The organism is Thermus brevis (assembly GCF_026427635.1).
Lineage (GTDB): Bacteria > Deinococcota > Deinococci > Deinococcales > Thermaceae > Thermus > Thermus antranikianii.
On sequence record NZ_CP102606.1, the window covers coordinates 1,965,193 to 1,982,222 of the forward strand.

The window sequence follows — 17,030 nt, forward strand, 5'->3', positions numbered from 1 at the left end:
TTGCCCCCACGGGCTTTTCCCGGAGGCCTCATGCGCGACCGGATCACGGCCTTTTTGGTCCTCCTTCCCTCCTTGGCGGCGGTGGCCATCTTCGTCTATGGCTTCATCGGGCAAAACCTCTGGGTGTCCCTCACCGACTGGGGAAAGAACCCAGCCCAGGCCCTGGCCCTGAGGCCAGAGCTCCACTTCGTGGGCCTGGAAAACTACCGTGAACTCTTCACCGGCTTCGTGGACGTGCGTTTCCGCCAAAGCGTGGTCAACCTCATCTTCTTCACCCTCTTTTTCATGGGGGGAAGCCTGGGCCTAGGCCTCCTCCTGGCCATGGCCCTGGACCGCGGGCCCAAGGGAGAAGGCTTTTTCCGCACCGTCTTCCTCTTTCCCATGGCCCTCTCCTTCGTAGTCACCGGCACCATCTGGCGCTGGCTCTTGCAGCCCCAAGGTGGGATCAACGTCCTGCCCACCCTCTTTGGCCTACCCCCCTTCCACTTCCCCTGGCTCACCACCAGGCAGCAGACCTGGGTCTTTGACTGGAACCAACTGCCCTTTTACACCGCCTTGGCGGTGGGCCTAACCCTCTTGTATGTGGCTTGGAAAGCCCACCGGGAAGGGGAAAGGAAGCGGCTTTTCTGGAGCCTGTTGTCCAGCGGAGTCCTCCTGGTTTGGGCCTTCACCCTGGGCAGAACCACCCACCTTCTCCCCTATCCCGAGCCCCACGGCTTCAGCCTGGCCCTGGTGGGGGTGATTCTGGCGGCGGTCTGGCAGATGTCCGGCTACACCATGGCCCTTTATCTGGCGGGTCTAAGGGGAATCCCCGTGGAGGTGCTGGAAGCGGCCAAGGTGGACGGGGCCAGCGAGTGGCAGACCTACCGGCACGTCATCCTTCCCCTCCTCGCCCCCATCACCCTTTCCGCCATGATCGTCCTGGGGCACATCGCCCTGAAGATCTTCGACCTTATCTTCGCCATGGCCGGGTTGGATTACGCCCCCACCGATGTACCCGCCATCTACATGTACCTCCTCGCCTTCCGCGGCAACCAGTTCGCCAAGGGGGCGGCCATCGGCATACTCCTCTTGCTTTTGGTGGCCTTGGTGGTCATCCCCTACCTGGTAAGCCAGCTTCGGAAGGAGGTCAGGCGCTGATGGGCCGGTTCTTCCTGTACGCCTTCTTACTCCTCGCCACCCTCTTCTTCCTTCTCCCCGTCTATCTGGTGATCCTCACCGCCCTGAAGGAACCCGCCAAGATTACCCTAGACACGGTTTGGCGCTGGCCGGACCCCGTGTACTGGGAAAGCTTCAAAATCGCCTGGGATGCCTTCCGGCCCAAGTTCCAAAACAGCGTGGTCCTGGCCCTCTCCGCCACGGCGCTGTCCGCCCTGGTGGGAGCCCTCAACGGCTACGTCTTGGCCAAGTGGCCCTTTAGGGGTTCCAACCTCCTGTTTGCCCTCATGCTCTTCGGGATGTTCATCCCCTACCAGAGCATCCTCATCCCCCTTTTCCAGTTCGTAAAGGCCATAGGCCTTTACGGCACCCTATGGGGCCTCATCCTGGTCCACGTGGTCTACGGCATCCCCATCGTCACCCTTATCTTCAAGAACTACTACAGTGAGATCCCCGATGAGCTGGTGGAGGCTGCCCGCATAGACGGGGCAGGCTTCTTCGGCATCTTCCGCCACGTAATCCTGCCCCTTTCTGCCCCCGCCTTCGTGGTGGTGGCCATCTGGCAGTTCACCCAGATCTGGAACGAGTTCCTCTTCGCCGTGACCCTGACCCGGCCGGAAAGCCAGCCCATCACCGTGGCCCTGGCGCAACTGGCAGGCGGTGAGGCAGTCAAGTGGAACCTGCCCATGGCCGGGGCCATTCTGGCCGCTTTACCCACCCTTCTGGTCTACATCTTCCTGGGCCGGTACTTCCTTCGGGGACTCCTGGCTGGCTCGGTGAAGGGGTAGACTCCTGCCATGCGCGCCTGGGTGCAAGAACGCCTTCAAGGCCCCATGACCCTTAAGGAGATCCCCGACCCCACGCCGGGCCCGGGAGAGGTGGTGCTGGAAGTGGAGGCGGTGGGCCTGAACTTTGCCGACCACCTCATGCGGCTTGGCGGATACCTCACCCGGATTCATCCGCCCTTCGTGCCGGGCATGGAGGCGGTAGGCCGGGTGGAGGGGCGGTGCTTTGCCGCCTTGGTGGGGCATGGGGCCCTGGCGGAGAAGGTAGCCGTGCCCAGGGAAGCCCTTCTACCCGTGCCCGAGGGGCTCTCCCCGGAGGAGGCTGCCGCCTACCCGGTTTCCTTCCTCACCGCCTACCTGGCCCTGAGGCGGGCGGGGGCCAAGCCCGGGGAAAAGGTCCTGGTGCAGGCGGCGGCGGGAGCTTTGGGAACAGCTTCGGTGCAGGTGGCAAAGGCCATGGGCCTAAAGGTGCTGGCCTCCGCCTCGAGGCCCGAGAAGCTGGATCTTCCCCAGGCCCTGGGGGCTGAGGCCGTCGCCACCTATGCGGAGCTCCCCGAAAAGGCCAGGGCATTCGGCGGGGTGGATATCCTTCTGGAGGTGCGGGGTAGCCAGCTGGAGGAAAGCCTTTCCCTTCTGAACCCAGGGGGAAGGCTGGTCTATATTGGGGCCGCCGAGGGAGAGGTGGCGCCCCTGAATCCCTTGCGCCTCATGCGGAGGAACCTCACGGTAATGGGCTTTTGGCTTGCTCCCCTCCTCAGGGAAAAAGCCCTGGTGCAGGAGGCCTTGCAGTTTCTCCTGCCCCGTCTGGGCCGGGAGCTCAAGCCCGTGGTGGGAAGGGTTTTCCCCTTCCCCGAGGCTGAAGCCGCCTTCCAAGCCCTCCTGGACCGGGGCCATGTGGGCAAGATCGTCGTCCGCCGTTAGTCCAAGCCCAGGAGGTGCCGCACCGCCGCCAGGTCAAAAAGGGCGTGGCCCACGCTCTTGAAAAGCACGGGGTCCCCTTCCGACCGCTTGCCCAAAAGGGCTTCCCTTAAGGTCACCACCGGCTTGGAAAGGCCCTGGAGCTCCCCGGCCTCCACCAGGGCATCCTCCGTGTCGCAATAAACCGCCGCCCGCTCCACCAAGGCCCTTGGCACCTCCCACATCGCCGGGCGGAAGCTCCCCACGGCGGCGATGAAGGTGCCTTCCGGCACCCTCTCGGGCAACACCGGGGTAGGGCTCGAGGTGGCCGTGACGATGAAGGCCACCTCCTCAGGCACCTCAGGGGCCACCCACTCCTCCGCCTCGAGGCCCATACCCCTGGCCTTGGCCAAAAGGGCCTCGGTCCGCTCCCTGCTCCTTCCCCGGATCCACACCCGGCGCAGGGTAAATCCCTCGGCGAAGGCCTCGAGGTGGGCTTCCCCCTGAACCCCAGGCCCCACCAGGAGCAGGGCCCCCTCTTGCCTAGGGGCAAGGAGCCGGGCCGCGAGAAGGGAAAGGGCAGCGGTGCGCCTTTTCGTGATCTCCTCCCCCGGCAGGTGAACAACCTCCCCGGTATCCAGCCTCCTGACCCAGACCTCCGCCTGCACCGCAGGCTGGCGTTGGGCCTCAGGCTGTTCCCTTCGGGAAGCCTCCACCGTGACCAGCTTGCAAAGGGCCACCTCTTGGTCTGCGGCGGGCATCACCAAAAACTGCCCTCCTGGGATGGGAAGGACCTGCCTTCTCGGAACCTCCGCCTTCCGGAGAAGCACCCTCTCTATAGCCTTAGAAAGCGCCAGATAGCCTGCCATGCCTTTAGAATGCCTCACATGCAGGCCCTTCTCAACACGGTTCTTCCCGTGGCCCTGGTGGTCTTCTCCGGGTATCTGTTGGGAAAGCGCATCCCCATGGACCTCACCACCTTAAGCCGCCTCACCCTCTACCTCCTGGTGCCCGCCCTCATCTTCGACGCCATGTACCAGGCGGAGTACTCCCGGGAAGGCCTGGTGGGCCTTGCCTTGGGCTTTACCCTCACCTACCTCCTCCTCTTTCTGGCCATCACCGGGATGGCCAGACTCCTTGGCCTCTCCCCCGAGGCCACCAAGTCCCTTCTCGTCTGCAGCCTGTTCCCCAACTCCGGCAACATGGGGCTTTCCCTGGTCTACTTCGCCCTGGGAGAAGAAGGTCTGAGGCGGGCCGTGGTGTACTTCATCCTCTCTAGCGTGGTCATGTTCGGCCTGGGGCCGGCCTTCATAAGGGGAGGCGGCCTCAAGGAAGGGCTCCTTTTCACCCTGCGCCTGCCCCTCTTTTACGCCCTCCTTCTGGGCCTGCTGCTGAAGGCCCTGGGGGTAAGCCTTCCCTTCCGCCTGGACGAGGGCCTACGCCTCATGGGCCAGGCGGCCATCCCCGTTCTCCTCCTCACCCTGGGAATGCAGATGAGCCAGACCCGCTTCCAGGTGGGGGCCTTTGAGGGAGTGGCCAGCAGCCTGCGGCTCCTCCTGGCTCCCCTTCTGGCCTACGGGGTGGGGTTCATCCTGGGCCTTCCCCGCCTGGAGCACCAGGTCCTGGTCCTGCAGTCAGCCACCCCCATGGCGGTGAACGCCTTCCTCCTGACCCGGGAGTTTGGGGGGGAAGCCCTGCGGGTGGCCAGGAGCGTGGTGGTTTCCACCTTCCTAGCCTTCCTGACCATTCCCCTTTTCCTCCTCCTCATCGGGGTCCGGTAGGCTGGGCGTCCCCAGGTCCAGCTGGAAGAGAACCCCCTCCACCCAAAGCCCCACCAGGCGGTGATAGCCCTCGCTCAAGGGAAAGGAAAGCCGGTAGGAGCCCGGCTCCTCTAGAAAGAGGGTTTTCTCCTGGAGCAAGGCCTCCTCCCGGAACCACTTGAGGTGGAGGTAGCCCGGGGAAGGAAGGCGCTCCACCCTGAGGACCAGGATGGCCTCCTCCGTTCCCTTCTCCAGGCGAGCCACCACAAAAGGCCTTTCCGGGGGCAGGGGCTTGCCCGGGTCCAGGGGGAGGAAGGTGTAGCGGCAGCCCGCAAGGAAGAGGAGGAGGGCCACACCCCCAAGCCAGCCGAAGGTCCTCATCTCCCCTCCCCAGCGGTGCACAGGGCGAGGAGGGCAATGGCCGCCGTTTCCGCCCGCAGAATCCTCCGGCCCAGGAAGACCGGGATAAAGCCCTTTTCCTGCAAAAGCTCCACCTCCTCCTCCGCAAATCCCCCTTCCGGTCCCACGGCCAAGGCCAGGGACTTCCCAAGGTCCAGCACCTCCCGAACCAGGCTTCTTGCTCCCACATGGGCCACCATACCCTGCTCCACCTTCGGAAGGGCGTTCAGGGGAATGGGAGGCAGGACCTCGGGCACCCTTAGCCTTCCCGACTGTTTGGCTGCCTCCACAGCGATGGCCTGAAGCCTTTTCAGCTTCCCCTCCCCCATCTCCTTGGGCACGGAGTGCCGGGTGATGAGGGGTTGGATGCGGGTGGCCCCGAGCTCCGTGGCCGCGCGCACCACCTCGGCAAGCTTGTCCCCCTTTAAAAGAGCGGGGTAGAGGGCCACCTCCACCCCCACCTCCCGCTCCGGGTGCCGTTCCTCCAGGATGCGGTAGCGCACCGGCGGCCCCAGCTCCACCACCACCGCCACGGCCTCCCGGTCCACGTCAAAGACGGTGAACCGGTCTCCCACCTTGGCCCGCAACACCTCCAGGAGGTGCCGGCTTTCCCTCAAGGGAAGCACCCCGGTAAGGCCTGGGCTATAGGCGCGGTGCGGGCGCATGGCTCAGATCCCGTAGGTCAGCAACACCCACTCCCCTTCCCTCTCCTCCTCCAGGAGGGAGAAGCCTTCCCTGGCCATGGCCTCCTTCACCAGGGAGGCCTTTTCCGCCAGGATCCCCGTGAGAAGAAGCCTCCCCTCAGGGGCCAAGGCCTTTGGATAAAGGGGGGCCAGCTCCCGGTGAAGCTCCGCAAACAGGTTGGCCACCAAGAGGTCAAAGGGCCCGTGAGGCAGGGCTTCCTCGAGGCTACCCGGGAGGAAGCGGACCCCGGCCCCGTTTCTCCTGGCGTTCTCCTCCGCCTGGGGAAGCACGGTTTCGTCAATATCCACCCCCAAGGCCTTGCCCCCCAGCTTGGCGGCGGCGATGGCCAGGATGCCCGAGCCCGTGCCCAGGTCCAGCACCCTTTCCCCAGGACGCAGGTGGCGGGCCAGGGCGGAGAGGGCCAGGCGGGTGGTCTCGTGGTGCCCGGTGCCGAAGGCCATGCCGGGCTCGATCACCAAAGGAATCCCCTCCCCCTCCCAGGGGTGCCAGGGAGCCAGCACCACGAAGGGCCCAGCCCACACGGGCTTAAGGTCCCGCCGCCAGGCGGAAAGCCAATCCTCGTCGGGGAGCTCCTCCCATACTCCCCCAAAGGGGAGGTCCAGAGGAGCAGGGAAATAGGCCCACACCTCCCCCTCCCGCTCCTCGAGGCCCCGGGCCCCCCGGTCAAAGAGATCGGGGATCAGGGGGTCCAGTTCCGCCGCCCTGCCCTTCAGGCGGTAAACCCACACCCCGCTATTCTACCCGGTACCGGCAACAGCTTCCCCCCTCCGCCAGCCTCTCCTCCCGCAGCAAGGGGAGGCCCAGCAACTCCTGGTAGGCGAGGAGTTCGCTTTGGCAAAGGGCCTCGTGCTCCCGGGAGAGGGCCAGCTTGGGGCAGCGCTTCTGGCACAGGTACAGCCTTCCCCCTTCCTCCACCACCTCCGCCTCGTAGCCCTGCTCCCTCAGGAACTGGGCCAGGCGGGCCAGGCGTTCCCTGAGGGGAAGGGCCTCCAGGTTCAAGGGAGCAAACAGGTTGCGGTTCCTTTCCAAAAGGAGGCGCACCACCCCTTCCCGACCCAGAACCCTCTCCACCTCCTTAAGCACATCCCCGCAAAGGGAAGCGTAGGGTGCCTCCCTGTCCTGGGCCATGTACAGGCGGTAGGGCCGGCCCCGGCCCAGGCACTTCCTCACCTCCGAGCGCACCAGACCCCGGGCCTCGAGGTCCTGCAGGTGCTTCAGAACCGCCACCCGGCTCACCCCCAGGGCTTCGGCCAGCTCCTTGGCGGTATAGGGCCTGAGCCTCAGGAGGTCCAGAACCCGTTCCTTGGTGCCTTCCAGAACTAGGGCCATATCAGGCCATGGGCAGGGCGATGAAGGCTTGCACGCTCAAGGCAGCGGCCAGCTCCCGGGCCGCCCTTCTGAAGGCCTCCGCCTCGGGACCCTCCGGGCTTTCCACCAGGATGGGCCTTCCCCGGTCCCCGCTTTCCCGCAAGGGTAGGGTGAGGGGAATCTCCCCAAGGAAACGGGTCTTGAGCCGTTCCGCAAGCCGCTTTCCGCCGCCTTCCCCGAAGATGGGGGTGGGCTTGCCGCAGTGGGGGCAGAGGAAGTGGCTCATGTTCTCCAAAACCCCCAGGACGGGCACCTGCACCTTCTTGAACATGTCCGCAGCCCTTTCCGCATCGATCAGGGCCACCTCCTGCGGGGTGGTCACGATCACCCCGCCGGAAACCTTGGTGAGCTGGGCCAGGCTGAGCTGCACATCCCCGGTACCTGGGGGTAGGTCCACCACCAAGTAGTCCAGCTCCCCCCAGTTCACCTCCTCCAGGAACTGTTTGATGGTGCCGTGGAGGATGGGTCCCCGCCAGATCATGGCCTGGCCAGGAGGAACGATGTTGGCAATGGAGAGGACCTTGAGGCCAAAGGCCTCGAGGGGAAGGATCTTCCGGTGCTGGTCCACCTTGAGCCTCTCCCCCTCCAGGCCGAACATCTTGGCCTGGCTGGGCCCGTAGAGATCGGCGTCCAAGAGGCCCACCCGGGCCCCCTCCTGCAAGAGAGCCAGGGCCAGGTTGGCGGCCACGGTGCTCTTGCCGACACCACCCTTGCCGGAGCCCACCGCCACCACGTGCTTCACCCCTGGGATGGGGTACTGCTCGGGAGCCTTAACCCCACCGCCGAAACGCACCCGCACCTCCTCCACCCCCAAAGGATGAAGGGCCCGCTTGATGTCCGCTTCTATCTGGCCCTTTAAGGGACAGGCGGGGGTGGTGAGGTTGATCAGGAGGTCCACCCGGCCTCCCTCCAGCCTGACCTCCCCCACCATGCCCAAGGAAACCAGATCCTTGCCCAGCTCGGGGTCCATCACCGTGCGCAGGGCCTCGAGGACCCGCTCTTCCGTAAGCGCCATACCGGGCTCAGGGTATACCCGGATATGGTTTTGGGCAAGGGGAGGACTCACAGTTTTCATCAAAACCCTCCCGAGGCCTGGGCTAATATGGATTCGCATGTACCCCGAGTGGCGGAAGCAACCCTTCTTTGAACTCCACCTGGCCTGGCTGGTTCAGGGACCCAGGGGCTCCGACCTTCTCTTCAAGGTCAATCCCTATAGCCTTTACAAAACCCGTGAGGAAGCCCTGGAGGCCGCCAAAGCCCTTCTAAAGGGAGAAAGGCTGGACCAGGATCCCAAGGTGGGAAGGAACCAGGCTCCCGTGCTCCTTTCCCCGGAGGACCGCACCCGCTTCCTGGTCCTTTTGGAAAGCGGCAAGGCCCTTTTGCCCCTGGACCGTTATGCCCTTTTGGGGGAGATCGTCTTGGTGGAGGAGCGCCTTCTCCACCGGGCTCCCTTCCGGGACCCCAGCAACGTCCTCTATAGCCTCAAGGGTCTTCCCGTCCGGCTCCTCCACACACCCATCAACGACCCCGAAGCGGATTCGAGGGAGGTATCCCAGGGGATCCTCCAGCTGGAACCCGAAGGGATCCGGGTGGGGGAAACCTTCCTGGCCATCCCTGGGGAAACCCCGATAGAGGGCCTGGCCTACGAGGATGCCTTCTTCGACCTGGGGGAGGGCCACTACTACCTCTATGCGCTTTCCAGCTCCACGCCCTCGTAGGGGGCCTCGAGGTTCAAGGCCGCTTCCGGGCAAGGCAGAACTACCCGCCCCGCCGCGTACACCTCCCACCTGAAGCCTCCTTCCCCCCTACGGTAAAGCTCCAGGCGCGGCTCCCGGGTGCTCACCAGAAGATACGCCTGGGGTTATGGGTCTTGCTGGTCCCGGCCATAGCGTGGGGGGAACCGCCCATCAGCCCATGACGCACGGGGCTTCTTTCCTCCATTTCTAGGTAGGCAGTGAAAGACATGGGCAAGGCCCGAGCTACTTCCCCCATGCCAACCTCATCTTAACACCCCCTGAACGCACCCCACCCAGCTTGGGTAAACTATCGGACAGCATGGACCTACCCAAGGCCTACGACCCCAAGACCGTGGAACCCAAGTGGGCGGAAAAGTGGGCGAACAACCCCTTCGTGGCCAATCCTAAAAGCGGCAAAACCCCCTTCGTCATTTTCATGCCACCCCCCAACGTGACGGGAAGCCTCCACATGGGCCACGCCCTGGACAACTCCCTACAGGATGCCCTCATCCGCTATAAGCGTATGCAAGGGTATGAAGCCGTGTGGCTTCCCGGAACCGACCATGCGGGCATCGCCACCCAGGTAGTGGTGGAAAGGCTTCTCCTGAAAGAGGGCAAGACCCGGCACGACCTGGGACGGGAGGCCTTCCTGAAGCGGGTTTGGGAGTGGAAGGAGGAATCGGGGGGTACCATCCTAAAGCAACTTAAACGCCTTGGGGCCAGCGCTGACTGGAGCCGGGAAGCCTTCACCATGGACGAAGCCCGCTCCAAGGCGGTGCGCTACGCCTTCAGCCGCTACTATCACGAGGGCCTGGCCTACCGAGCCCCCCGCCTGGTCAACTGGTGCCCCCGGTGCGAGACCACGCTTTCGGACCTGGAGGTGGAAACGGAGCCCACCCCGGGCAAGCTCTACACCCTGGCCTACGAGGTGGAAGGCGGCGAACGCATCGCCATCGCCACCGTAAGGCCGGAAACCGTCTTCGCTGACCAGGCCATCGCCGTCCACCCCGAGGACGAGCGCTACCGGCACCTTATCGGCAAAAAGGCCCGCATCCCCCTCACGGACATCTGGATCCCCATCCTGGCGGACAGTGCCGTGGAGCGGGAGTTCGGCACCGGGGCCCTCAAGGTGACCCCAGCCCACGACCCCCTGGACTACGAGATCGGGGAACGGCACGGACTGGAGGCGGTTTCCGTCATCAACTTGGAAGGACGTATGGAAGGGGAAAGGGTGCCGGAGCCCTTGCGGGGCCTGGACCGGTTCGAAGCCCGGAAGAAGGCGGTGGAGCTCTTCCGGGAGGCAGGCCACCTCCTGGAGGAGGAGGACTACACCATCCAGATGGCCACCTGCTCCCGCTGCGGCACCCCCTTGGAGTACGCCATCTTCCCCCAGTGGTGGCTTTCCATGAAGCCCCTGGCGGAAAAGGTGATCAGGGGCCTGGAACGGGATGAAATCGCCTTCGTGCCCGAGCGCTGGAAGAAGGTAAACCTGGACTGGCTGAAAAATGTTCGGGACTGGAACATCTCCCGCCAGCTCTGGTGGGGGCACCAGATCCCTGCCTGGTACTGCCAGGACTGCCAGGCGGTGAACGTGCCCCACCCTGAGCGCTACCTGGAAGACCCCAGCACCTGCGAGGCCTGCGGAAGCCCAAACCTCAAGCGGGATGAGGATGTCTTTGATACCTGGTTCTCCTCGGCCCTTTGGCCCCTTTCCACCCTGGGTTGGCCCGAGGAAACGGAGGACCTCGAGGCCTTCTACCCCGGGGACGTCCTGGTCACGGGCTACGACATCCTCTTCCTATGGGTGAGCCGCATGGAGGTCTCCGGTTACCACTTCCGGGGGGAAAGGCCCTTTAAGACCGTGCTCCTCCACGGCCTCGTCCTGGACGAGAAGGGGCAAAAGATGTCCAAATCCAAGGGGAACGTCATAGATCCCCTGGAAATGGTGGAGCGCTATGGAGCGGACGCCCTGCGCTTTGCCCTCACCTATCTGGCCACCGGAGGCCAAGACATCAGGCTGGACCTCCGATGGCTGGAAATGGCCCGGAACTTCGCCAACAAGCTCTATAACGCCGCTCGCTTTGTGCTCCTGAGCCGGGAGGCCTTCCAGGCCAAGGCGGAAGAGCCCACCCTGGCCGACCGCTTCATGCAAAGCCGTTTGAGCCGGGGCGTGGCGGAAATAACCCGCCTCTATGAGGCCCTGGACCTGGCCCAGGCGGCCCGGGAGGTGTACGAGCTGGTATGGAGCGAGTTCTGCGACTGGTACCTGGAGGCCAGCAAGCCAGCCCTCAGGGCTGGGAATGCCTTTACCCTACGCACCCTCGAGGAAACCCTCGCCACCCTCCTGAAGCTCCTCCACCCCATCATGCCCTTCCTCACCAGCGAGCTCTACCAGGCCCTCACGGGCAAGGAGGAACTGGCCCTCGAGGCCTGGCCCCAACCCAAGGCCACGGACGAGGAAGCCGAAGCCCGGTTTGAAGCCCTCAAGCAGGCGGTAACGGCGGTGCGGGCCCTGAAGGCCGAGGCCGGGCTTCCCTTGGCCCAGGAGGTGCGGGTCTACCTGGAAGGGGAAGCCACGCCCGTGGTGGAAAACCAGGAGGTCTTCCGCTTCCTAGCCCGGGCCGAGCTGTCACCCGAGCAGCCCAACAGGGCCTTGGTGAAGGCCATGCCCAAGGTGACGGTGCGCATGCCCTTGGAGGGCCTTCTCGACGTGGAGGAGTGGAGGCGTCGGCAGGAGAAGCGCCTGCAAGAACTCCTGGCCCTGGCGGAAAGGAGCCAGAAAAAGCTTTCCGCCCCCGGCTTCCGGGAGAAGGCTCCCAAGGAGGTGGTGGAGGCCGAGGAGGAAAGGCTTAAGGAAAACCTGGCCCAGATCGAGCGCATCCGGGAGGCCCTCAGCCAAATAGGGTAAGCCGGGGGTCTTGGGCCTCCCCCGGAGCCTCGGCCACCGCCTCGGCCCGGCGCAGGTTCAGGGTGATGAAGGGGAAGGTTTCCAAAGGTTCCAGGTCCACGATGGGTTTGTTGGGGGTGAGGACGTAAAGCTTGGCCTCGAGGAGGGTCTGAAAGGGCTTGGCCTGGGAAAGGTGGTCGGAAAGCCGCACCCCCCGGGGAAGCAGGAGCTCGCCCGCAAGAAGGTAGTCCCCAAAGAGAAAGGCCAGCTTGCGCCGCTCGAGAAGGCTTGGGCTGGTGCGGGGCTCGCTGGGTTTTCCCCCCACCACCCACTGGACCCGCTCCTTGCGCAAGGCCAGGAATCCGGTGCTGGCCTTGAGGTCCTTGGCCTCCGGGGGATGGGTGTAGCCCGGGGTGTAAAGGAGGGCGCCGGTGACCGGAAGATAGGGCTTCTCCTGGTTCAAAAGGTCGGCGGTGCCCGCCCCGGGCACCAGGTAGATGAGCCCGTAGACCCGGTAAGCCTGGGTGTAGATCCTGGCCTCATGAACTTCCCGCGGTTGCTTGTACATCCTTCACCCCCTATTCGGCAATGCATGCGCCCTATCGGACAAAACCGCCCAGTAGGCCAACAGGGCCTCGCTGAAAAGGGGGGCATGCCCTCGCTGATAGGCGAAGAGGAGCCTCTGCCCCACCAAGGCCCTAAGCCGCTCCCCGTCCGTGGGGAGCATGGGCGGAGCCAGGAGCCTGGCCCGGGCACCCGCCCCCAGGGCCACATACACCGGACCGCGGGGAATCCCCACGGGGGTGGGGGGTATCCCTAGCCAAAGCGTAGCTTCCCCAGGGCTTAATAGGCGAAACCCCGCCCCCTTCGCATACTCCAGGCCCTCGGGGTTATCCTCGGGAACGTATACCCCCTCCCCCATCCTGGCTCGGGCCAAGGCCTCGGGCAAAGGAATGGGATAGGCAAAGGGCTCCACCCCTCCCTCAAGCTCCCCGGGCTCGCGGAAGTCCAGGGCCTGGGCCTCATAGGACACGGTACCGTTCCAGCGGTTTTCCACCAGTAAGACGGCGGCTTCCAACTCCGAGGGCATAGCGGCCGCCCGCTCCCCCATGCGCCAGGCCACCACCCTAACCCCCTGCAGGCGGAAGGCGAGGTGCTTCCCCTCCCCCATGGACCGGGCCTCCTCCGGGGAGCCTTGGAGAAGGAAAAGGGGCTCGGGATTCCCTTCCCCAAAGGGCTCTAAGGCCAGCAAGGCTTGGTGAAGCTCCGGAAGTGACGTCAAAGGGGGTAAAAGCCCTACAAGGGGCACTTCCCGCACGGGGTCGGGGAAGGAGGCGGCAAAGGCCTCCACCCGCTCCTTAAACCGGGGGAAATGGGCCTCATCCACGGCAAAGCCCGCAGCCTCCCGGTGGCCTCCATAGCGGAGAAGAAGGTCCTCGGCACTCCTTAAGGCCTCCACGGCGCTGATGGGGGGGAGGCTTCGCACCGTGCCCTTCCCCTGGGCCACGATGAAGACCGGGCGCAAGGTGGCCTCGAGGATCCGGCTCGCCACGATGCCCATCACCCCCGGGTGCCCCTCGGGATCGTGCAGAACGATGGCCTTGGCCTCGGGATCCGCCTGGGGAAGGAGCCTTTTAAGCATCTCCTCCTCTATGGCCTGGCGGCGGGCGTTCAGCCGATTGAGCTCCTCCACCAAACCCCTGGCCTCCTCCTCGTCCTCCGTGAGGAGAAGCCCAAGGGCTTTCTCCGCCTCCCCCAGGCGGCTTGCCGCATTGATGCGGGGAGCGATGCGGAAGGCCACCTCCACCGCCTTCCCCGTGTAGCCCACGCTTTCCGCAAGGAGGCGAAGCCCCAAGAGGCGGGAGTCCTTAAGGCGCTCAAGCCCTTCCCGCACCAACGCCCGGTTCCACCTCCAAAGGGGGGCCACGTCGGCGATGGTGCCCACCGCCGCCAGGTCGGCATACTCCAGGGGCGGGGGCAGGCCCAGCCGCTCATGGAGGGCCCAAAGGAGCAGGAAGGCCACCCCGGCCCCCGTGGGGTGCTCCTTAAGGTCCGGGGTGTAGGCGGGATGGAGAATGACACCCGGCGGCGGGGTATCGCGGGGCGTGTGGTGGTCGGTCACCAGAACCTCCACCCCGTTTTCCACCAGCTCCCGAAGCTCGGCATGGTTGGCGATGCCGCAGTCCACCGTCAGGAACAGATCGGCGGCTTCCAGGTGCTCGGGGATGCGCTTGGGGTGGACTCCATACCCTTCCTCGAGGCGATGGGGGATAAAGGGATGCACCTCCGCCCCCAAGGCCCTGAGACCCCGCACCAGGATGGCGGTTCCGGTGAGGCCATCCGCATCGTAGTCCCCGTGGATGCGGATGCGCTTCTTCCCCTCTAGCGCCCAAAGGAGAAGCTCCACCGCCTCCTTAAGGCCGCTTAGGGGAAGAAGGCCCAGGGAAGGCTTCAGGTCCTCCGGGCGGCGCACCCCCCGGTGCCAGTAGGCCAAGGCAGCCTCCGGCCCCACCCCAAAGGCCTCCATCACCTCCCGCCACTCCTTCAAGGGCGGCAAGGGAAGAAGACGCCAGCGCACCCGGTCCTTCATATAACCCCCTGAGCCTCCCTCCCCTATCCCCCAGAGTGGGGATCGCTACACCTCTTCCCGATCAGGGATTCTGGGAATCTCCTCAATGCGCTCCCGTTTTAAGGCGTTGACCTCGCCCTGAAGCCGCCGCACCTCCCTGAGAAGGGCGCGCCTTTCCCGCAGGCCCCAAAGCCAAAGAACCAGGGCATACACTCCCCCCACCAAAAAACCCAGGGCATAGGCCCCCGGAAGAAGGTAGTAAAGGGGCCAGGAACCCAAGGGCGTGGGCACCTCCAGGAAAGGGAAGGCCAGGTACAGGTAAAACCCCGCTCCCGCCACCCCCAGGGTGACGAGGAGAAACACCCAGTGGGCCAGCTTCATGGCCTTAGAATACCCCCTCTTTGTAGTCGGAAAGGCGCACGCGCCCCTCGTATAGGGCCTTGCCCAAAAGAGCACCCTCCACCCCCAGGCGCTTTAAACCCAGAAGGTCCTCCGGGCCAGCGATCCCCCCGCCCGCGATGAGCTCATGGGGCCAAGCCTCCCGCACCCGGGCCACCACCTCCAGGTCCAAGCCCTTCAGGGTCCCATCCCGCCGCACATCGGTGTAGATCACCGTGCGCACTCCCATGGTTTCCCAACGCCCAAGGAGGTCCGGGGCGGAAAGGGAAGCAGCCTCCTGCCAACCTGAAACCACCACCTCGAGGCCCCGGGCATCCAAGGCCACCGCCAGCCTGGCAGGCCCCACCTCCGCCAACATGGCCTCCAAGAGGGCAGGATTCTTTACCGCCACCGTGCCCACCACCACCCGCGAAGCCCCCAGCAGGAGGATCTCCCGGAGAACCTCCAGGGAACGCACCCCACCCCCCACCTCAAAGGGAATGCGTATCCCCTGGGCGATCCGCCGGAGGGCCTCGAGGTTATCCCCCCTTCCCAGGGCCCGGTCCAGGTCCACCAGGTGCAGGAGCCTGGCCCCCTCTTCCTGCCAGCGCAAGGCGGCCGCCACCGGATCCCCGTACGGGGTTTCCCGCCCCGGGTCCCCCTCGTAAAGCCGGACCGCCTTGCCCCCCTTCAGGTCCACGGCGGGAATCAGCAACATGGGGCTATCCTACCAGCGCCCTCAGGGCTTCCTCCAGATCGGGGCTTTTCATGAGGCTGGTGCCGATGAGCACAGCGTCGAAAAGCCCCTCCAAGGGCTTCAGCTCCTCCCGGCGGGAATAGCCCGACTCCGCCACCAAAACCCCGCCAAAGCCAGCCTCCCGGGCCAAGCGGCCAAGCCTCGGGGCCGTGGTGAGGTCTATCTGCAGGGTGGTGAGGTTCCGGTTGTTGATGCCCACCATCTCCGCCTCCGCCTCGAGAGCCAGCTCCAGCTCCCTTTCCGTGTGCACCTCCACCAGGGCATCTAGGCCAAGGCGCCTCGCCTCCTCCAGGTAGACCCCAGTGAGTTCCCCCAAAAGGGCCACGATGAGGAGAACCGCGCTGGCCCCGTAGGCCCTGGCCTCCTTGAGCATGAAGGGATCCACCACGAAGTCCTTGCGCAGCAGGGGTAGGTCCACCGCCTGGCGGACCCTAAGAAGATCCTCGAGGCTGCCCCCAAAGTAATGGGGCTCGGTGAGGACGCTGATGGCCCGGGCCCCGCCCCGTTGGTAGGCCCGGGCAGCCGCCACGGAATCCAGCGCCCTTATGGTCCCTTCCGAGGGGCTCGACTTCTTCACCTCGGCGATCACGGAAAGCCCTGGCTGAAACAGGACCTCCCGGAAGGAGGGCACCGCCTCGGGAGCAGGGGGAAGGGGATAGGGAACCACCTCCTCCGCCCGCCTGCGGGCAATCTCCCCTAGCACACCGGGAACCCTACTCAAGTGGGGGCGCATGCCCTCGTTATACCATGCCTTCATACCCTGCCTTTTTACGTGTAGGGTAAGGATTGTGCGAGGGGTAGCCTTGGCCTTAGGAGGCGGCGGCGTACGCGGGTACGCCCACCTGGGGGCGCTGGCGGTTTTGGAGGAGGCCGGAATACCCATCCGAGGCCTTGCGGGAAGCTCCGCCGGTGCCTTGGCGGCCGCCGCCTACGCCTTCGGCCACAAGGATCCCTGGAGGGTTCACGAGGCCATCTTTGACCAGGAGATCGCCGGGCTCCGCCAGGGGGGAAACCTCCGCACCCTGGCCAGGCTCTTCACCGCCTTCCGGCGCCCCCATCTTTTTGAAGCGGAAAGGATCACCCTGGGGTTACAGCGCCTCTTCGGAGAGTCGCGCCTCGAGGCCAGCTCCATCCCCTTAGCCATCCAGGCGGCGGACCTCCTCACGGGGGAACGGGTAATCCTCCGCCAGGGCCCGGTGTGGAAGGCGGTTCTCGCCAGCATGGCCATTCCTGGCCTCTTCCCTCCCGTGCCCTGGGAGGGAAGGCTTTTGGTGGATGGGGACGTGGTGGAAAAGGTGCCGGTGCGGGCCGCTAGGGAGCTTTTCCCCAAGGTGGTGGCCGTGGATGTATCCAACCCTCCACCCAAGGAAGGGCCAAAAACGGCCCTGGAGGCAGCGCTTTTAGCCGGGGAGGCGAGCCGCAGGCGCCTGAAGGACCTGGCCCTGCAGGAGGCTGACCTGGTCATCGCCCTCAATCCCCCCATGGCCATCGGCACCTTCGACCACGAGGCCCTCCCCTTGGTCTACCAGCTCGGGCAGAAGCGAGCCAGGGAACACCTCGAGGGGATCAAGGCCCTGTCCCGGGTGCGCCTAAAGGATGTGGCCCGGGCCCTGAGGCTTTCCCAATAGAAA

Annotated in this window: 19 protein-coding genes; 7 read left to right on the top strand and 12 right to left on the bottom strand. The window is 65.1% G+C overall.

The genetic code is table 11. The features are described from left to right. Positions 1-30: 30 nt before the first annotated feature. From KQ693_RS10640 to KQ693_RS10650, 3 genes are read left to right on the top strand one after another with little or no spacing between them, the layout of a single operon-like run. A complete protein-coding gene (locus KQ693_RS10640; protein ID WP_267261244.1) occupies positions 31-1,140 on the top strand; it encodes a carbohydrate ABC transporter permease in 1,110 nt (369 codons plus the stop codon). Next, complete coding sequence (locus KQ693_RS10645) at positions 1,140-1,946, top strand: carbohydrate ABC transporter permease (RefSeq protein ID WP_019551145.1); 807 nt, start codon at positions 1,140-1,142, stop codon at positions 1,944-1,946. The genes KQ693_RS10640 and KQ693_RS10645 overlap by 1 nt, the downstream gene beginning before the upstream one ends. Positions 1,947-1,955: 9 nt before the next feature. Then, entirely contained in the window at positions 1,956-2,864 is a 909-nt protein-coding gene (locus tag KQ693_RS10650) for an NADPH:quinone oxidoreductase family protein (RefSeq protein WP_267261245.1), read from the top strand. Here KQ693_RS10650 and KQ693_RS10655 read toward each other — a convergent pair. Then, positions 2,861-3,709, bottom strand: coding sequence for a Rossmann-fold NAD(P)-binding domain-containing protein (locus tag KQ693_RS10655; RefSeq protein WP_267261246.1), 849 nt, complete (start codon positions 3,707-3,709; stop codon positions 2,861-2,863). The two genes, KQ693_RS10650 and KQ693_RS10655, sit on opposite strands and share 4 nt — an antisense overlap. Before the next feature lie 9 nt (positions 3,710-3,718). Here KQ693_RS10655 and KQ693_RS10660 point away from each other — a divergent pair, with 9 nt between their 5' ends. Beyond that, positions 3,719-4,621 (top strand): AEC family transporter, encoded by a 903-nt coding sequence (locus KQ693_RS10660; RefSeq protein WP_267261247.1) that lies wholly within the window; start codon positions 3,719-3,721, stop codon positions 4,619-4,621. On the opposite strand, the gene KQ693_RS10665 is transcribed toward KQ693_RS10660, so the two are convergent. Genes KQ693_RS10665 through KQ693_RS10685 form a run of 5 tightly spaced genes read right to left on the bottom strand, consistent with a single transcriptional unit; the run spans position 4,571 to position 8,087 of the window. Then, positions 4,571-4,981 carry a hypothetical protein gene (locus KQ693_RS10665; protein WP_267261248.1) on the bottom strand — a complete coding sequence of 137 codons (411 nt, stop codon included), beginning with the start codon at positions 4,979-4,981 and terminating at the stop codon, positions 4,571-4,573. The two genes, KQ693_RS10660 and KQ693_RS10665, sit on opposite strands and share 51 nt — an antisense overlap. Then, on the bottom strand, positions 4,978-5,664 hold the full coding sequence (locus tag KQ693_RS10670; RefSeq protein ID WP_219759722.1) for a 16S rRNA (uracil(1498)-N(3))-methyltransferase: 687 nt from the start codon (positions 5,662-5,664) through the stop codon (positions 4,978-4,980). The genes KQ693_RS10665 and KQ693_RS10670 overlap by 4 nt, the downstream gene beginning before the upstream one ends. 3 nt (positions 5,665-5,667) lie before the next feature. Further along, positions 5,668-6,432, bottom strand: a complete 765-nt coding sequence (locus KQ693_RS10675; RefSeq protein WP_267261249.1) for a 50S ribosomal protein L11 methyltransferase — start codon at positions 6,430-6,432, stop codon at positions 5,668-5,670. Between the two features lie 4 nt (positions 6,433-6,436). Further along, on the bottom strand, positions 6,437-7,033 hold the full coding sequence (locus KQ693_RS10680; protein ID WP_015717375.1) for a helix-turn-helix transcriptional regulator: 597 nt from the start codon (positions 7,031-7,033) through the stop codon (positions 6,437-6,439). Position 7,034: 1 nt separating this feature from the next. Beyond that, a complete protein-coding gene (locus KQ693_RS10685; protein WP_219759719.1) occupies positions 7,035-8,087 on the bottom strand; it encodes an Mrp/NBP35 family ATP-binding protein in 1,053 nt (350 codons plus the stop codon). A gap of 97 nt (positions 8,088-8,184) precedes the next feature. On the opposite strand from KQ693_RS10685, the gene KQ693_RS10690 reads away from it, so the two are divergent. After that, positions 8,185-8,790 (top strand): hypothetical protein, encoded by a 606-nt coding sequence (locus KQ693_RS10690; protein ID WP_267261250.1) that lies wholly within the window; start codon positions 8,185-8,187, stop codon positions 8,788-8,790. Here the strand turns inward: KQ693_RS10690 and KQ693_RS12935 are convergent. Beyond that, positions 8,760-8,915 (bottom strand): hypothetical protein, encoded by a 156-nt coding sequence (locus KQ693_RS12935; RefSeq protein ID WP_323808500.1) that lies wholly within the window; start codon positions 8,913-8,915, stop codon positions 8,760-8,762. The two genes, KQ693_RS10690 and KQ693_RS12935, sit on opposite strands and share 31 nt — an antisense overlap. 212 nt (positions 8,916-9,127) lie before the next feature. Here KQ693_RS12935 and KQ693_RS10700 point away from each other — a divergent pair, with 212 nt between their 5' ends. After that, positions 9,128-11,716, top strand: a complete 2,589-nt coding sequence (locus tag KQ693_RS10700) for a valine--tRNA ligase (RefSeq protein ID WP_267261251.1) — start codon at positions 9,128-9,130, stop codon at positions 11,714-11,716. Here KQ693_RS10700 and KQ693_RS10705 read toward each other — a convergent pair. From KQ693_RS10705 to trpC, 5 genes are read right to left on the bottom strand one after another with little or no spacing between them, the layout of a single operon-like run. Continuing rightward, positions 11,700-12,263, bottom strand: a complete 564-nt coding sequence (locus tag KQ693_RS10705; RefSeq protein ID WP_219759716.1) for a DUF6812 domain-containing protein — start codon at positions 12,261-12,263, stop codon at positions 11,700-11,702. The two genes, KQ693_RS10700 and KQ693_RS10705, sit on opposite strands and share 17 nt — an antisense overlap. Before the next feature lie 3 nt (positions 12,264-12,266). Continuing rightward, positions 12,267-14,285, bottom strand: coding sequence for a single-stranded-DNA-specific exonuclease RecJ (locus tag KQ693_RS10710; protein ID WP_267261252.1), 2,019 nt, complete (start codon positions 14,283-14,285; stop codon positions 12,267-12,269). A gap of 45 nt (positions 14,286-14,330) precedes the next feature. Beyond that, positions 14,331-14,645 carry a LapA family protein gene (locus KQ693_RS10715; protein ID WP_267261253.1) on the bottom strand — a complete coding sequence of 105 codons (315 nt, stop codon included), beginning with the start codon at positions 14,643-14,645 and terminating at the stop codon, positions 14,331-14,333. Between the two features lie 4 nt (positions 14,646-14,649). Further along, complete coding sequence (hisA, locus tag KQ693_RS10720) at positions 14,650-15,360, bottom strand: 1-(5-phosphoribosyl)-5-[(5-phosphoribosylamino)methylideneamino]imidazole-4-carboxamide isomerase (RefSeq protein WP_267261254.1); 711 nt, start codon at positions 15,358-15,360, stop codon at positions 14,650-14,652. A gap of 4 nt (positions 15,361-15,364) precedes the next feature. Beyond that, positions 15,365-16,132: an indole-3-glycerol phosphate synthase TrpC gene (gene trpC, locus KQ693_RS10725; RefSeq protein WP_267262380.1), complete on the bottom strand. Its 768-nt coding sequence runs from the start codon at positions 16,130-16,132 to the stop codon at positions 15,365-15,367. A 55-nt stretch (positions 16,133-16,187) separates the two neighbouring features. Here trpC and KQ693_RS10730 point away from each other — a divergent pair, with 55 nt between their 5' ends. Further along, positions 16,188-17,027, top strand: a complete 840-nt coding sequence (locus tag KQ693_RS10730) for a patatin-like phospholipase family protein (protein ID WP_267261255.1) — start codon at positions 16,188-16,190, stop codon at positions 17,025-17,027. Positions 17,028-17,030 lie beyond the last annotated feature (3 nt).

What these genes read in the sequence shown, in the direction of transcription:
- KQ693_RS10710 (WP_267261252.1), bottom strand. Translation starts at nt 14,285, where the DNA reads ATGAAGGACCGGGTGCGCTGGCGTCTTCTTCCCTTGCCGCCCTTGAAG.
- KQ693_RS10645 (WP_019551145.1), top strand. Translation starts at nt 1,140, where the DNA reads ATGGGCCGGTTCTTCCTGTACGCCTTCTTACTCCTCGCCACCCTCTTC.
- KQ693_RS10715 (WP_267261253.1), bottom strand. Translation starts at nt 14,645, where the DNA reads ATGAAGCTGGCCCACTGGGTGTTTCTCCTCGTCACCCTGGGGGTGGCG.
- KQ693_RS10650 (WP_267261245.1), top strand. Translation starts at nt 1,956, where the DNA reads ATGCGCGCCTGGGTGCAAGAACGCCTTCAAGGCCCCATGACCCTTAAG.
- KQ693_RS10705 (WP_219759716.1), bottom strand. Translation starts at nt 12,263, where the DNA reads ATGTACAAGCAACCGCGGGAAGTTCATGAGGCCAGGATCTACACCCAG.
- KQ693_RS10660 (WP_267261247.1), top strand. Translation starts at nt 3,719, where the DNA reads ATGCCTCACATGCAGGCCCTTCTCAACACGGTTCTTCCCGTGGCCCTG.
- trpC (WP_267262380.1), bottom strand. Translation starts at nt 16,132, where the DNA reads ATGCGCCCCCACTTGAGTAGGGTTCCCGGTGTGCTAGGGGAGATTGCC.
- hisA (WP_267261254.1), bottom strand. Translation starts at nt 15,360, where the DNA reads ATGTTGCTGATTCCCGCCGTGGACCTGAAGGGGGGCAAGGCGGTCCGG.
- KQ693_RS10685 (WP_219759719.1), bottom strand. Translation starts at nt 8,087, where the DNA reads ATGGCGCTTACGGAAGAGCGGGTCCTCGAGGCCCTGCGCACGGTGATG.
- KQ693_RS10690 (WP_267261250.1), top strand. Translation starts at nt 8,185, where the DNA reads ATGTACCCCGAGTGGCGGAAGCAACCCTTCTTTGAACTCCACCTGGCC.
- KQ693_RS10670 (WP_219759722.1), bottom strand. Translation starts at nt 5,664, where the DNA reads ATGCGCCCGCACCGCGCCTATAGCCCAGGCCTTACCGGGGTGCTTCCC.
- KQ693_RS10665 (WP_267261248.1), bottom strand. Translation starts at nt 4,981, where the DNA reads ATGAGGACCTTCGGCTGGCTTGGGGGTGTGGCCCTCCTCCTCTTCCTT.
- KQ693_RS10655 (WP_267261246.1), bottom strand. Translation starts at nt 3,709, where the DNA reads ATGGCAGGCTATCTGGCGCTTTCTAAGGCTATAGAGAGGGTGCTTCTC.
- KQ693_RS10700 (WP_267261251.1), top strand. Translation starts at nt 9,128, where the DNA reads ATGGACCTACCCAAGGCCTACGACCCCAAGACCGTGGAACCCAAGTGG.
- KQ693_RS10640 (WP_267261244.1), top strand. Translation starts at nt 31, where the DNA reads ATGCGCGACCGGATCACGGCCTTTTTGGTCCTCCTTCCCTCCTTGGCG.
- KQ693_RS10680 (WP_015717375.1), bottom strand. Translation starts at nt 7,033, where the DNA reads ATGGCCCTAGTTCTGGAAGGCACCAAGGAACGGGTTCTGGACCTCCTG.